Genomic DNA, 15,943 nt, shown 5'->3' on the forward strand with positions numbered 1-15,943 from the left:
ATGAGCAAAGAGTATAACTTAATTATTGGATCACATGTTAGTTTAAAAGCTAAAGACTTCTTTTTAGGAAGTGTAAAAGAAGCTATTAGTTATAATGCTAATACATTTATGGTCTACACTGGTGCTCCACAAAATACAAAACGTCAACCAGTTGAACAATTTAAAATTGATGAAGCATTTGAACTACTTAAAGCTAATAATATAGATCCTAAAAATTTAGTAGTTCATGCCCCATATATCATCAACCCTTGTTCAGCTAAAAATGAAACAAGAAAATTAGCAGCTGATTTCTTAATTAAAGAAATAGAAAGAACAGCTGCTATGGGGATAAAATATATTGTTTTACACCCAGGAAGTGCTCTTGGTCAGGATTTAGAAACAGCTACTAAACAAGTAGCTTATGCTCTTAATAATGCTTTTAAATTAGTTGATAATGATGTAGTAGTTTGTTTAGAAACAATGTCAGGTAAAGGGAGTGAAATTGGAATTAATACAGCCCAACTAAAAATGATCATTGATCAAATAGAGAACAAGGATCGAATTGGTGTTTGTTTAGATACTTGCCATTTACATGAAGGTGGAATTGATTTAACACCAGCTAGTTTTGATCAATATCTAGAAGATTTTGATCAACAAATTGGTTTAGAATACATTAAAGTTTTACATATTAATGATTCTAAAAATCCAATAAGCTCTCATAAAGATCGTCATGAAAATTTAGGGTATGGATATATTAGTTTTGATGCATTAATTCATATTCTATATCACCCTAAACTTAATCATTTACCAAAGATCTTAGAAACACCTTGGTTTGATATAGATGATCAAAATAGTGTTCCTATTTATAAATATGAAATTGAAATGATCAAAAACAAACAATGGTTTGATATTAAAAAACAATTAACTAATAACAAATAAGCATTGATTAGGTATAATAATTATAATGTGCTTTTAAGCACATCATAAGGAGTTTTGTATGCATACGATTATTAACCATCCGCTTATTAAAGATAAACTAACAAGAATGCGTAAAGTAAGTACTGATACAACTTTATTTCGTACTAACTTAGAAGAATTAACGCAACTTATGGTTTATGAAGCAACAAAGGATTTAAAATTAAATGAAATAGAGATCCAAACCCCAGTTGTTAAAAAAGCTAAAGGTTATAAATTGAAAAACAAAATTTGTCTAGTTCCAATCTTAAGAGCTGGAATTGGAATGGTTGATGGAGTTAAGAATTTAATTCCAACAGCAACTATTGGTCATATTGGTTTATATCGAAACGAAGAAACACTTAAACCAGTTGAATACTTTAAAAAATTCCCACCACACATTGCTGAAACTGATGTGATCATTTTAGATCCAATGCTAGCAACAGGGGGAAGTGTTGTTGAAGCAGTTAATATCGTTAAAAAGTTTAAACCTAAATCTATTAAATTTGTTTGTATTGTAGCAGCTCCTGAGGGTTTAAATGAGATTCAAAGAGTCCATCCAGATGTTCATGTTTACATGGCTGCACTTGATGAAAAATTAAATGAAAACGGATACATTACACCAGGGCTTGGGGATGCTGGTGATCGTATCTTTGGAACTAAGTAATTAGTTATTAATCATCAATAAAATACTAGTGTTTAACTTTTATATTAAAGTCGCTAGTATTTTTATATCTATATATTTATAATTAATTTAGTAGTTGTATAATCAATTTATAAATCTAAAAGTGATTGTTACTAATAATAGTTAAAGGGGGTGTGAGATATTGAAATTTTTTGATTTTTGTTTTGGGATTGGAGCAGGAAGAATTGGTTTAGAAAATAATGGTTTAGAATGTGTAGGACATTGTGAAATCAACAAAGATGCCCTTTATACATATCAACTCTTTTTTTAATGATCATAGAAATTATGGTGATCTAGTACAAGTTGATATAAATCAACTACCAGACTTTGATTTGTTGATTGCTGGATTTCCTTGTCAAACATTTTCAATTGCAGGAAAAAGGGCTGGATTTGATGATCAAAGGGGTTTAATCATCTATTCATTAATCCAGATTATGAAACATAAAAATGTTAAATATTTCATCTTAGAAAATGTTAAAGGATTAATTAATCATAATCAAGGATCAAGTTTTAAAACAATCATAAGTGAACTAGAAAGCATTGGTTATAATGTTTATTATAAAGTTTTAAATAGTATTGATTTTGATGTATCACAAACTAGAGAAAGAGTATATATTGTTGGTTTTAAAAAAGAATATGATAATAATGTTTTTAAATTTCCAGATAAGATCATATCTAATCTAGTTTTTGATCATTTTATTGATCCTGACAATGATCTTGAATTTAATATTTATGATCCCATATTCCAAAAGTATTTAGCTAATAAATATAATAACAATCAATTTAGTAATGAACAAATACTAAGTTGAAACAATTATGTTATTGATTGACGACAATCAGATTTAAGAAAATATCATCAATATTTTCCAACACTAAGAGCTAATCGTCATGGTTTACTTTATATTAAAGATAACAAAATTAAAAAGCTAAGTGGGTATGAAGCATTACTGCTTGAAGGGTTTGAAAAAAAGGTGACTTCTAAAGTTAAAGAATACAAACTAAACAACAATAAGATATTATCTTTAGCTGGAAATACTATGACTGTTAATGTGATTGATGCTATAGCTAAAGAGATGATTAAGAATATGAAAAAACACTAGTATGATCAAAAGTACTAGTGTTTTTTAAGTATAGATAAGAAGGAATAAATCAACTACTTATTTATTACTTTTGTAGTTTTTAATGCTACATATAAACTCAAAACAAACCACTTCTTTAAAAAGGCGGGTGCATCATTTGAAGTTTCAATAACACTTACTGCTGTTAAAATCCTAGAAAAAGATATGCATCATCTAAACTTCTTGCATTAACAAAATAGTGCATTCTTCATTACTATCAAACCAAACAACAACTGGTTAATTATTAATGGGTTCTTGATAAACATTAAATGAAATATTATGTTCTTATCTATAAGGTTTAATTTTATTATATCTATGATTAATAATCACAAATCTTTTTTAAGTTTTAGATTAAATTGTTTTTCAATTCGTTCAACTTATTGTTCTATTTCTTGTTGTTGACCACTAACAAGATTTCGCTCTTCTAATTGCTTTTGAATAATAGAAATATCTTTGATTTTTAATCTTATCCTAACAAAATAATTTGGATTTAGAGTTGCTTGATTAATAACCCTTTTGTTTCTTTTTAATCAATCATCATACTCCTCTTTAAAACAACTATTATTAATTCATTCAACTAATGATTCATTATCTTCATATGCTTCTTTGAATTCTAAAAGTTGTTTATCATCTAATTTACTGAAAAAATGGTTATGTTGATTATTTTTTAATTTTTCTGAGTTGTAGTAATATTCATCTTCATAATTTAAATTAGTTTTTGTTTCGCCTCAAGAAAGTGTAAGACTTTTTCAAATATCAACATCAGATATTACATAGTTTTTAAAATCAACATTATCTTTCAATTCTATTTCAACCAATTTAATAATTTCATAAACACTATATCCCTTATCTAGCAATTGTTTATCATAAAGCAAATCGTAAATTGGTTTATTAATTCTAGTATCATCAAATCATTCTTTAGCAAAATCAATAGCACTTGAAATTCAATTCAATACAACAGGTTTGTATCATTGATTCTGATAATTATTATAAAAATTCTTAGCTCTTTCAAGAGTTTTTGAATCAGCATTTTCTTCTAATTTCTGAATTCAACTACTTTCTCGTTTAAAACTATCTTCGCTTGCATACAATAGTTTTGGTTCAATGATAGGAGTAATTTGTTTGCCATTTTCAAGAGCTTTCTCACACTCATCGAAATTTTTAATTTTTACATCCATTGATGAGATGTCTTTTTTCTAGGTTTTTTTCGATTTTGTCAATTATTTTTATAACATATGGATAAGGAAGTAGTTCTACATCTAGTGGATCGTTATTTCCATAAAGAATTTCAAATTCATACTTGTTCATTCGAAAAATTTGAGAACAATCTACTAAACTATCTTCATAAAATAAAACTTTTTTTGATGTTAGAATTGCTGGAATTAAAGTTTCAGTTTCAAAAGGCGGTATTTTTATTCCACTTTTTGTTGCACTTCTTGCTTTAACAAAATAGTACATTCCTTCATATTCGTTATATCAAATAACAACAGGGTGTTCATTAATTGGTTCTCCGTAAACATTGAATATTATTGTGTATTCTTTAAAACAAGATGGGTAATTTTTAAATTCAGACATAAAAACTCCTACTAATTTTCTTATTGTTTCTTATTTAGATTCTTTACTATTCTTTAATAACATTTATTTCTTTAGTGCCTAATCAATTATATTGAGATCGTCAATGTTGTTTATTATCTATTTTAGCAAAAAATAATCTTGTTAAGATTTAGCAAACGTAGTGCAACACTACTTCAAACATTTGTATTGTGCACTTATTATCCTTTAAATTCTTCTTTATTAAAAACATTTTCTTAAATAAATTTAATAATTTCAGCTACATAATAATTTTTATTTAATATTTAATATTCATATAAAAGTTATAAACAAAAGTATTAGCATTATCTCTTAAATATTTTCTTACAATATAAACCCTATCATTAATAGAAATTAATTCAATAGATCTATTTACTTTATTAAGATAATTATTTTTAAAAGATTTAATTCTAACTAAGGTTTGTAAATATTAAATGTAATATTATGTTCTGATGTGTAAGTACTAAATTTGTTATTATCCATAATTAATATCCATGAACCCTAAACCATTATTTTTATCATATCTAAAAACAAAAGAAAGATGTTGTATTTAATACATTAAAAGCTTTAATGTAATTAAGAATATACCAATTTATACAAGTTTAATACTTTATTTATAAAGCTATATCTATTCATTAATTAATCCTATTTTCTAACTCATTTAATAAAGTTAGAAAATGATAAAACTGATCTACCTTTTTAATAATTATGATTAATGTAATTTATCTATAACTACTTTAGTTAACAATCAATTAAATAAGTTATTAAAACCTTTGTGTTTTAGTTTATCTACTAAATGATAAAAGCAATCCTATCAACAAAAGAATCTACACTAAAAAGAGATTAAAAACTTTAACTTTAAAAAAACTAAAAGGTTTATAGAGTTTAATTTTATGGTTTATTATTATTATTATTATTATTATTATTGTTGTTGTTGTTATGATAGTAGGATAACTACAAAACTAAATAAGTGTGTACGCAAAAAGCAAATTCTAATTTTAAGACAATAAAAAAACAAATAACACCCATATAAAGCAGGTTCATTTGTTTTTTAAATTTATTGTGTTTTTAAGAATAAAAGATTTATGATGGCTTATATTGTTGAATTAATACATCAAGAAGCCAAGATGATAATCTATCTTTAAATCTTTCTTCATTCTTTATATATTTTCTAAATAGTTCAGGATCACCATTATTTAATTCTTTTTTTAATACTTTTTCAAGTTCAAGCATAATATTTTCACGATCTGAATTTAAAATTGCATTTCTTAGTGTAGCTTGTTTATATAAATTACTTTGTAATTCATATATATGTTGATAGACAGTATCATTATCACCAAAGAAGTCATTAAAATAAGAAACTAAGTTGTCAAGAGTATCTGTTACAGGTTGTATTTTATAATCATAATATTTGTAATTTAATGATATTTCAGATTGTTTATCTTCTAATACAATATGTGTTTGATCATTTTCTTCTAATCTATAATTTTGTAAACTAATTATCTCAGGAATTGGTATTGATAAATTATCTTTTTTGGATTTAGGTAGTCTTTTAACTAGTTGATTAAAGAAAAAATATTTTTTAGTTCATTCTTTTGGGGTTTCTATAATATTTGCTAAAAAGTTGTATTCTTTAATAAATTGTTTAATTCCAATTTTAAATTTGTCTTGATTATCTTCTGATAATTTATTAAATAAATCTACACAAGTATCTAATGTAGGGTTTATTTCTTTTAATTCCATATTGCGCTTCTTATATCAATTAACAACTAGTTCGATATCTTTATCTGTATAGATCTGTTTATTATCTAAATCACTTAATAGTTTATACATTTTATTTGGATCTAATTCATCAATTAGTAATGTTTCAGAATAATAAGGTTGAAAAGCTTTTTTAATTTCATCAACATCATTATAGAAATCTAATACAAAAGTATCATCTTTTCCTTTAAAACATCGGTTTAATCTAGATAAGGTTTGAACAGCTCTTACTCCACTTAATTTTTTGTCAACATACATAGCGTTAAGAAGCGGTTCATCATACCCTGTTTGATACTTATCTGCAACAACTAAAAATCTATATTTATCTTCTTTAAATTTTTTGGCTGTTAAATAATCAGAAAAACCATTTATATTAGCTTCAGTACGTTTAACACCAGAATCTTCTCATTCACCTGAGAATGCAATAAGAGCTTCATAGTTAGTTCTTTTTTCTTTTAATAATTTAGAGATATTTGTGTGATATTTATAAGCGGTATCAATATTTTTTGTAACAACCATTGCTTTAGCTTTATTTCCAATTTTTCAAGAAACATTAGTTATAAAATGATCTACTATTATTTTTGATTTTTCTTTAATTGGGACTTCATGTCCATGTGTATATGCTTTTAATTCTATATTAGTTCTTAAAGCATCAAGTTTAGGGTTCTCTTTGATGGTTTTTATAATCTTGTAATAGTTATTATAAGTAGTGTAGTTTTTTAAAACATCTAAGATAAAACGTTCTTGAATTGCTTGCTTCATTGAATATAGATCAAACACTTTTTCTCCAAACAATGTTAAAGTTTCAGCTTTTGGTGTTGCTGTAAAAGCAAAAAAACTAGCATTTTTAGGCATTTTTTGTGCTTTGATAAAATTGTAAATATAATCATCTAATTCAGGTTCTTCAGTATCATTATTTGGATTAATTGCTCCTGAAATAGCAATATTTGAATTTTTCGAATATTCTCCTGCTTGCGAAGAGTGAGCTTCATCAATGATGATTGCAAAATTCTTATTAGCTAAATCACTTGTATCTTTATCTAAAATATATGGAAATTTCTGGATGGTTGTAGCAATAATTTTCTTTCCATCATTTAAAAATTTAGCTAATTCATTTGAATCATTAGCATGAGCAAAAATAGTTCTAAGATGACCGAATTGATCAAGATTGTTTGAGATTTGTTGATCAAGATTGTTTCTATCTGTTATAACTACAACTGAATCAAAAATTGGTTTTTTATCTTTTTCTAATCCTACAAGTTTATAAGAAAGTCATGTAATAGAATTAGATTTTCCACTACCTGCACTATGTTGAATTAAATATTTATTGCCTACTTTATTTTCGTAAGCATCTTTTACTAATTTAGTTACAACTCTTCATTGGTGATATCTTGGAAAAATTAATTTTTCATTATTTTTTTCATCTTTGAGAACATAACAAAAATCTTTTATTAAACTAGTAAGGTTCTTTTTATCTAAGATTTCTTTTCATAAATAATCAGTCATATACCCATCATTGGATATAGGATTTCCTGCACCATTATCTTTTCCTTTATTAAATGGCATAAAGAATGTTTTATCACCATCTATTTTAGTACTAAAAGCAATATCATTTTCATCCATTGCAAAATGGACAATACATCTTTTAAAACTAAATAATGTGTCTAAATTACTTCTATCATTTTTATATTGTTCCATAGCATCAACATATGATCAATTTGTTGAAGATGATCTACTTTTTAGTTCAATAGTAATAATTGGTAAGCCATTGATAAAAATGCATAAGTCTAATTCTAGTTGTTTATTTTTATCACTATAGGTTAGTTGGTTACTAACACTGAAAATGTTTTGTTCAAATTTTATTTTAGTATCTGGGTCTTTTTCATCTAATAAATGATAAAAAAGAATTACATTTGATGAAACCTGATATATTTTAATTCCATTTTTTAGTACACTAATAATTCCATCTTTTTTAATTGCTTTATCTAAATTATATAAAAACTTAGATCTAGCTGATTGATCTGCTAGATTAAGAACATTAAATACATTAGGTTGAGTAGTTTCAATAAATGAAAAAAGTCTATCTTGATCGATTGCATATTCTTTATTAAAACTATTTTTAATATCAGATGGTTTTATGTATAAATAACCATGATTAGATAAATAATTGATTATTTCTTGTTCTAAAGCTGCTTCAGGATTTAAACTTCTATTCATTATCTTCTATTTCCTTTTCAACATCATCAGAAACTTCTAAAGTAAACTTTTCATACTCAGGTATCACTACATCTCTTACATCAATTTGTCCTGTAACAACTTCAGTGATTAAAGATTGTTTTAAAGATTCTAGATTTTGGATTTGTTGGTTTGTTTTATTAAATAGGTTGTTGATTTCATTAATGCTAAGATTAATTTTTTTAACAATTTCTTTTTGTTTTTCTAGATTAGGCACGGGTATTTTAAACTCTCTTATTTTATTAAGATGCAAATTAGTTATTGTTCCTGTTTTGCCACCATAGGAAATTTCCCTTTCTGTTAAATATGTTAGAAAGTAATAATATATCCATTCAGGAATCACTAAATTGTTTAGCTTAAGTAAACATAGGCTAACGAAAATACTAACTTCTTCATCCCAATCTACTATTTTCGGAATTCCAATTGTTCCATTTTTAGATACAAGTACATCATTTTTTTCAGGATTACATCTTTTATATAATTCTTTATGTTCTTCCTTACTAATAAAAGCTACATTATCCCAATTTATACTCTCACCATATTCGATTTTTGAAATATCCGTTACTCTCAAAAACGGAATTCCTTTAGATGTGTATTGTGGTGTTTGATGCGTTCCATCAATTATTTTATAACATAGCTTCTTTAAAGGAAAAACTTCGTAATACTCAGGTATTTCTCCTATCCATTCATATTTACTAGCTATTTTATTAGTATTTTCTTTTTTTGACATGAATATGTCTGAAATAACTATCTTTTTTAAATAATTTAACTCCCTTATCTTCTCTTTTTCTTTAGCAATCAACTTATCAATTTTATTGATTTTCCAATCAAGGAAATTGGCGATTTGGATTTGTTCTTGTAAAGGTGGTAATGGTAAAGATTCGTTTTTAAATGTATCCATAGGAACTCTTAATCTATGATCTAAAATACCCTTACCAAGAATTCTAAACGATTCATAAAAAATAGAATTTTTAAAAACATATTCCATATAATTTATGTCCATTTGATTGCTTTTAATCAACTTTAAAACATAATATACTTGGCTTAAAACTCCATTATAATTTGATTTCCCTAAAGATCCAACCATCATATTCATAGAGTTTAAAACAATATCATCTTTATGTACTATTTTATAATTCTCGATATTTTCAGAAGCTTTATTACCAATATTACCTTTCTCGCTGTATGGTATAACACCAATCCCTTTTAGTACAGACAAAATAAATTTCTCTTTGGCATTAATATTCTTTTCTTTTCTTTCTTCAAAAACATGGCGAATTTTTTCAACTTCCCAATGACTAGGCACTTCCTTTAATCAAGGTAAATTAATCTCTTTATAACTATTATATTTCTTCATAAAGACCATCCAATATCTTAGAAAGTAAACCATCAGTTTCAGCTTCTAGTTTTTGAATTCTTTTAACAATATCTTCAACTTTATCAAGCTTTTTAGGTACATAAAAATGCTTACTAAAGCTGATTTCATAACCAATTTTAGTATCTTTTTCACTTACAAATGCATCGTTATGATATGGAAGTACTTCATCTATCATAAATTGATTAATTCCACCATTATAGTTTAATGGCACAATTTCTGTATCTCTTAAATCTGGATCTACAATAATATTTCCTTTATTATCTTTTTGAATAGCTGCATTTTCATTCTTTTCAATTAAAAGACTAATAAATCCTGTTTTTTCAAAAGAAGAATAATTTAATCCTTTTATTTTAGTTTCTTTTGCTAAATTATCAAACTTAGTTGTAAATTCAACTAAATCAAGATAAACTTGAGATGAAACTAGTTGTTTTAAAATCTCTAAATAAGCTAACATTTTTTCAGAATTTGATAGCTCTAAAATTGCACCTTTTGAATCTTTTAGACCATAATCTGCTAATTTTGATTTATTGATGTTTTTAGTACCTATCTCTAATTCAGAATAAATTGAATTAATTTTTTCAAAGTTTTCTTTACTTAAATTAATAGCTACTTTTAAAGGTCTATCAACTGTTATTTTATAGTATCCAAAATCTTCATTATTAAATATTTTTGAATACTTATCTTCTCTAAAGTTTATGTATAAATCTAAGATCTTCTTCTTATCATCTTCAGAAATTTCACAATTTTTCTGACCTAGATTTTTTCTTAGAGTTGTTTTAAATGAACTTGCATCAATTAATTGAATTTTACCTTTTCGTTTTTCTTCTTTTCTGTTTGATAAAATCCAAATATGAGTTGTTATTCCTGTATTATAAAAGATGTTTTCAGGTAATTGAATAATTGCTTCAATTAGATCTTTTTCAATCATATATCTACGTGCATTACTTGCGCCATTTCCAGCATCACCTGTAAAAAGTGCTGAACCATTATGAACTTCTACTATACGACTGCCAAATTGTGTATCTTTCATTTTAGAAATATTATTCAACAAAAATAATAATTGCCCATCACTAACATCAGGAATCATTCTATATTCAGATTCGCCTTTGAAGTTTACAACAAATCTTGGGTCATTAACATTTTCTTTTAGATCTTTTGAAATACCACCCTTTGCTAATAAAGCTAGATCGGTTTTTCATGTTTTACCATAAGGTGGATTTGAAAGCATAAAGTCAAATTTCTTACCAGCTGTTTGATCATTTGAAATAGTTGAACCTCAAAAAATGTTTTCAGTCTGTGCTTCATCACCTTTAATTAAAGTATCAGCTTTTGAAATAGCATATGTTTCCGGATTAATTTCTTGTCCAAACATATGAATACTTACTGTTTTATTGTTTTTTGCAGCATATTTTTGCAGAATTTCAGAAGCTACTGTACACATTCCAAGCGTTCCACATGCTCCATCATAAAGTGTGTATGTTGAATCTTTTATCTTATCGATAACTGGGATAATAGCTAATTCACCCATTAATTCAACAACATCACGTGGTGTAAAGTGTTCTCCAGCTTCTTCGTTATTTTCTTCATTAAATTTTCGAATAAGCTCTTCAAATAAAGTCCCCATTGAATGATTATCAAGCCCAGGTTTGATAATATCCCCATTATTATTCGTTATAGGATATGGACTTAAATTAATTTCACTAGATACAAACTTTTCTATAACTGCATCTAAGATTCTAGCTTCACCCATTTTATCAATTTGTTTATCAAACTCAAATTTAGCAAGGATATCTCTAACATTAAATGAAAAGCCTTTTAAATAGTTTTTAAACTTAAGTATTAGATTTTGAATATTTGTTTCATTCCTTAAATCACTTAATGTGTATTCTGATTTATTGTAAAATGGTGTATCAGAAACAGTTTCAAGCGCTTTATCAAGTTCATCATTTTCAAAACCTTGATCTTTGAATTCTTCTACTTTTTTTAAAAATCAGCTTTATATTTTTCAAAAACCGCATCAAATCGCCTAATCACTGTCATTGGTATAATGATGTCTCTATACTTACCTCTTACATACACATCTCTAAGACAATCATCAGCTATTGATCAAATAAAACTTATTAGTTTATTGTGTTCAAAAGAAAGTTTCTTTTCCATATTTATAAGCTCCTATATATTTATATTTAGATGGGTTTATATCTTAATTGGTTTGTTATTTTTAAATCATTACATTAGTGGTATTGTTATATTATTAGTGTTATTAATCTTATTTCTTTAATTCATTTATTTATTAATAATAAATGGTTCTTATTATAAATAGTCTCTATTTAATTAATCATACATTAATATAATTATAAATAAGTTCTTAAAAATCTAAGAAATTACTTTACTTATACCTTATTTAAATAGGCATTTTATTACTTAAACATTGTTGGTAATTAACTAGTTTATGTCTAGTAATTGAATTATTTAAAGAGATCTGTTTGTAGATATAAAACTTAGATCGGTTTAATTTTCTAATTTTATTAAGGTTTTTATACTTAATGTTAATTAATAACTTTTAAACTAAAGTAAATAAAAAATACTAGTGGGGTTAAAATCTCACTAGTATTTAATTTGTAATTATTGGTTAGTTTTAACAGGAATAACAAGAGAGTTAGATTGTCCTTTTAGTATATTTTTAGTTGAGTCACCCTCTAAATATAAACCTATAACTTTGTATGTTCCTGATTCATTGTCATTATATGGTTGAGAAGATAAAATAGTAAAAGCAACAGATTGATCTTCTTTTTTAACATCTTCATGATATATTGTTGTATTATTAGCACCATCAAATGTTGCTGATGTCTCATTAGTAGTATTTTTACCGTCTTTATCAATTACCATGACAAAACGTTTTTTCATAATTTTTTCGTAGTTTTCTGGAGTTGTTTTTACTCTAAAATATAAATAATTATTACTACCATTACTATTGTCAAGTTTTCTTGTAAGAGAGCTTGAACCAACAGGGGTAACTTCTAGCTTAGATGCAATAATCTTAGCTTCTTCTTTTCTTGCTTCTTGAAGAATAGTTTGAATATCATTGGTTTTAGATATGTCTTCAACTTTATCTAACATTTCAATAAATTTATCTTTTTGATCTTGTTGAATATTTTCTAATGCATTAACTTCTTTTTTAGCAGCTTCTTTTTTGTCATTTAGCTCTTTATATTTATTATCTTCTTCTTTAGCTTCATCAAGAATTTTGGTTAATTTATCAGATTCAGATGGATTCTCTATCTTGTCAATATTTGCTTTAATTTCATTTAATCTTTTATCTGGAATATAAATTAAATCATCAATTTGTGCTTTAACACTTATCTTCTTATATGATAGCATTTTTTCAGCATCTGCTTTTTTCTTCTCTTCTGCTTCTTGTTGTGCTTTTAGCTTTTCTTCATCGCTTTGCTGTTTATTATCTTCGCTGCTTTGAGAACCATCGCCACTTTTGCCACTTTGTTCTTTATCAGTAGATTCTCCTTTATTTTCTGTTCCTGTTCCATTTTCTTTAGGTGATTCAGTTACTTTTGGATTTTGTTCTGTTGTAGGTGGTGTTTGTTCAGTTTTATCTTTAGAACCAGATTCAGTACCAGAACCTACACTTGGTTTATCATCTTGAGTTTTGGGATCTTTAGGTATAGTTTCAGGAGTTGAAGAATTAGTTGGTGGAGTTGTTGGGTTGTTTTCTGTACCTTGGCTTCCCGGATTTGCAGGGTTAGTTGCACCTGGTGTAGTATTTGTTGAACCACCTGATGAATTTGCAGATCCGCCATTGTTTGAACTTTGACCACTTGGATTCGTAGCACTTCCACTACCTGGGTTTGAAGATTCGTTACCACCTGTTTGCGGTTGTTCTACTTTCTTTTCAGTGGGTTTAGCTGGTTTCGCTTTCGTTGGTGCACAAGCTGCAACTACTCCTATAACACTAACCCCTGCCATAATAGCACCAACTGATAATGCTAGTGCTTTTTTGTTTTTGAATTTACTCATATATTAATAAATCCTTTGATAGTTAAAATTATGTTGAAAATTCCTTTTTAAAAGTTTGGTTTGAGAAATATAGAGCAATTCTAAATTCAATTTTTCGTGCTGCAAAAAAAAAAAAAAAAAGGACTTTCTAGGCGAATGTTCCGGTTAAAAGTGTTTTAGAAGAAAATGTTTATTGTCGCTTTTCTTATATATGTTTTGCCTAAAAACAGCTCCCCCTTTAAAAATCTGTACTTATTTAAAAATTTTGAATGGGGTTTTGTCAAACTATATTGATTACAAAAGGAAGAGTTTTTTAGCTATATAATGAATGACAAAAATTAGAAAAATAGTAAATATTTTTAATATCAGAAGACGATGTTAAGTATTTAATAAGATAAATAGAATGATATTATTTATAGCTATTAAAAACGGTAGGAATAGAAAATATTCCGATGAACAAAAATAAATAATCAAAAATGGCTTTAGCCAGAAAGACTAAGCTTGAAACAATTACAATTAAACACAATTCATCTACAATTTCTTTAAAAAATAATTTGAAGAATAAATTATCAGAAAACCCTTATAACTTAATAAACAAATTAAAAGATAAAGACAACGATATAGACAAGAAAATCTATACCAAATAAAAGTTAAATTGTTTAACTTTAAAATAAACTAACAAGATAATTCAAATACAAAAGATTGAGATTGCCTTTTAAAAAAGTTAAAGGTGCTTTAGAATTTAATATTAGGTTTTGTTCAGTTGGTTAAATATGAATTTACATCCAAATAGCACAAACTACAAAAACAAGAAAAAATCCATTTTGAACTCAAAACATTTAAGTTGTTTCAAGTCATTATGGATTTAATTTTTGTAATATTTAAAGCAAGTTTTAATATTTTATTTTATTTAACATCAACTGTATTGCTATTTCCAATTAATAAATTTTTCTTAGTTGTATCACTTGATAATCAAACCTTTGTAACTTTGTATGTTCCTTTTTCTCTCGGATCAGTACCGTACCCTTGTTCTGAAGAGATAGCAAATGATACAAAGCCATTTTGTTCATCTAAATAATTTAAATAGTATGCATCATGCCCACCTTGATTAATTTTTGATGCAAATTCTTCAAATACACCGTTTCCTTTATCTAATTCAAACTTAAGTCTGTCATTTTTTATATTATTATCAAACGTTGCTTTAGATGTTCTTAATCTCAAATAAAAATATTTATCTTCGAAAGTAAGTTTAATAGGAGTTAATTTTGATTTTAGCTCCATTTCTTTTTGTTTCTCAGATTCGCTAGTATCAGAATTTTCAGTTTTCTTACCAGCTTGTGGATCTGGTTGTTGTTTTCCAGTTCCTGTTTGACTATTACCTTCATCAGCTTTCTTACCAGGTTGTGAGTCAGGTTGTGGATTTTCTGTACCACCAGTTTGAGGGTCTGGTTGTGCTTTTCCAGTTCCTGTTTGACTATTACCTTCATCAGCTTTCTTGCCAGCTTGTGATTCAGGTTGTTGATTTTCTGTTCCTGCTTGACTATTACCTTGATCAGCTTTCTTACCAGGTTGTGATTCAGGTTGTGGATTTTCTGTACCACCAGTTTGAGGGTCTGATTGTGCTTTTCCAGTTCCTGTTTGACTATTACCTTCTTCAGCTTTCTTGTTAGGTTGTGAGCCAGATCCTTCTATTGGCTGTTCAGTTTTAGTATTTTACATCTTACCATCACCAGATTCTACTTTAGGTTTATTGGTTTTGTTTGAATCTGCATCAGGAGCATCGCTTTGTTTCATATCATCTTTAGGCTTATTAGTGTCTTTATTATCACTAGAAGTTCCACTATCATTTTTAGGTGTAGTTTCTGGAGAAGTTTTTGATGAACCACCTGTTGGATTAGTTGTTCCACCATTATTTGAACCTTGATCAGTTGGATTAGTTGTCCCACCATTGTTTGAACCTTGACCACTTGGATTTGTAGCGCTACCACTTCCTGGGTTTGTAGATTGAGTTCCACCAGATTGAGACGGGTTTTGAGTACCTTGAGAAGGTTTGCTTGGTTTCGCTTTCGTTGGTGCACAAGCTGCAACTATTCCAATAACACTAACCCCTGCCATAATAGCACCAACTGATAAAGCTAGTGCCTTCTTATTTTTGAATTTACTCATATATTAATAAATCCTTTGATAGTTAAAATTATGTTGAAAATTCCTTTTTAAAAGTTTGGATTGTGAAAT

14 protein-coding genes and 1 pseudogene are annotated in these 15,943 nt (G+C 26.9%); 4 read left to right on the forward strand and 11 right to left on the reverse strand.

The features are described from left to right. The 4 genes from JM47_RS02255 to dcm all read left to right on the forward strand — a co-directional run bounded on the left by JM47_RS02255 (window position 1) and on the right by dcm (window position 2,718). Window positions 1-918, forward strand: a complete 918-nt coding sequence (locus tag JM47_RS02255) for a deoxyribonuclease IV (RefSeq protein WP_208894802.1) — start codon at window positions 1-3, stop codon at window positions 916-918. Between the two features lie 58 nt (window positions 919-976). Next, a complete protein-coding gene (gene upp, locus JM47_RS02260) occupies window positions 977-1,600 on the forward strand; it encodes a uracil phosphoribosyltransferase (protein ID WP_038103558.1) in 624 nt (207 codons plus the stop codon). Window positions 1,601-1,760: 160 nt separating this feature from the next. Continuing rightward, window positions 1,761-1,889 carry a DNA cytosine methyltransferase gene (locus JM47_RS04030; RefSeq protein WP_222702319.1) on the forward strand — a complete coding sequence of 43 codons (129 nt, stop codon included), beginning with the start codon at window positions 1,761-1,763 and terminating at the stop codon, window positions 1,887-1,889. After that, window positions 1,858-2,718, forward strand: coding sequence for a DNA (cytosine-5-)-methyltransferase (dcm, locus tag JM47_RS02265; RefSeq protein ID WP_222702320.1), 861 nt, complete (start codon window positions 1,858-1,860; stop codon window positions 2,716-2,718). The genes JM47_RS04030 and dcm overlap by 32 nt, the downstream gene beginning before the upstream one ends. A 395-nt stretch (window positions 2,719-3,113) precedes the next feature. Here dcm and JM47_RS02270 read toward each other — a convergent pair whose 3' ends face one another. The 11 genes and pseudogenes from JM47_RS02270 to JM47_RS02315 all read right to left on the reverse strand — a co-directional run bounded on the left by JM47_RS02270 (window position 3,114) and on the right by JM47_RS02315 (window position 15,874). Then, window positions 3,114-3,914 (reverse strand): hypothetical protein, encoded by an 801-nt coding sequence (locus JM47_RS02270; RefSeq protein WP_208894803.1) that lies wholly within the window; start codon window positions 3,912-3,914, stop codon window positions 3,114-3,116. Beyond that, complete coding sequence (locus JM47_RS02275) at window positions 3,898-4,311, reverse strand: Mbov_0400 family ICE element protein (protein ID WP_208894804.1); 414 nt, start codon at window positions 4,309-4,311, stop codon at window positions 3,898-3,900. The genes JM47_RS02270 and JM47_RS02275 overlap by 17 nt, the downstream gene beginning before the upstream one ends. A 1,098-nt stretch (window positions 4,312-5,409) precedes the next feature. Next, window positions 5,410-8,304 (reverse strand): type I restriction endonuclease subunit R, encoded by a 2,895-nt coding sequence (locus tag JM47_RS02280; protein WP_208894805.1) that lies wholly within the window; start codon window positions 8,302-8,304, stop codon window positions 5,410-5,412. Further along, window positions 8,297-9,679 carry a restriction endonuclease subunit S gene (locus JM47_RS02285; protein WP_208894806.1) on the reverse strand — a complete coding sequence of 461 codons (1,383 nt, stop codon included), beginning with the start codon at window positions 9,677-9,679 and terminating at the stop codon, window positions 8,297-8,299. The genes JM47_RS02280 and JM47_RS02285 overlap by 8 nt, the downstream gene beginning before the upstream one ends. Beyond that, complete coding sequence (locus JM47_RS02290; RefSeq protein ID WP_244870370.1) at window positions 9,666-11,450, reverse strand: HsdM family class I SAM-dependent methyltransferase; 1,785 nt, start codon at window positions 11,448-11,450, stop codon at window positions 9,666-9,668. Before JM47_RS02290 ends, JM47_RS02285 begins: the two co-directional genes overlap by 14 nt. Window positions 11,451-11,468: 18 nt before the next feature. Then, a pseudogene (locus JM47_RS04020) lies at window positions 11,469-11,687 on the reverse strand (hypothetical protein); the annotation flags it as partial. Continuing rightward, entirely contained in the window at window positions 11,684-11,857 is a 174-nt protein-coding gene (locus JM47_RS03965) for a type I restriction-modification system subunit M N-terminal domain-containing protein (RefSeq protein ID WP_244870371.1), read from the reverse strand. The gene JM47_RS03965 and the pseudogene JM47_RS04020, both read right to left, overlap by 4 nt. A gap of 465 nt (window positions 11,858-12,322) precedes the next feature. Further along, window positions 12,323-13,729, reverse strand: coding sequence for a GA module-containing protein (locus JM47_RS02295; protein ID WP_208894807.1), 1,407 nt, complete (start codon window positions 13,727-13,729; stop codon window positions 12,323-12,325). A gap of 885 nt (window positions 13,730-14,614) precedes the next feature. Then, entirely contained in the window at window positions 14,615-14,989 is a 375-nt protein-coding gene (locus tag JM47_RS02305; protein WP_208894809.1) for a hypothetical protein, read from the reverse strand. Beyond that, entirely contained in the window at window positions 14,980-15,309 is a 330-nt protein-coding gene (locus tag JM47_RS02310) for a hypothetical protein (protein WP_208894810.1), read from the reverse strand. Before JM47_RS02310 ends, JM47_RS02305 begins: the two co-directional genes overlap by 10 nt. 112 nt (window positions 15,310-15,421) lie before the next feature. Beyond that, window positions 15,422-15,874 (reverse strand): hypothetical protein, encoded by a 453-nt coding sequence (locus tag JM47_RS02315; protein ID WP_208894811.1) that lies wholly within the window; start codon window positions 15,872-15,874, stop codon window positions 15,422-15,424. Window positions 15,875-15,943 lie beyond the last annotated feature (69 nt).

This window comes from Ureaplasma diversum (assembly GCF_000941095.1).
GTDB classification, from domain to species: Bacteria; Bacillota_I; Bacilli_A; order Mycoplasmatales; family Mycoplasmoidaceae; genus Ureaplasma; species Ureaplasma diversum.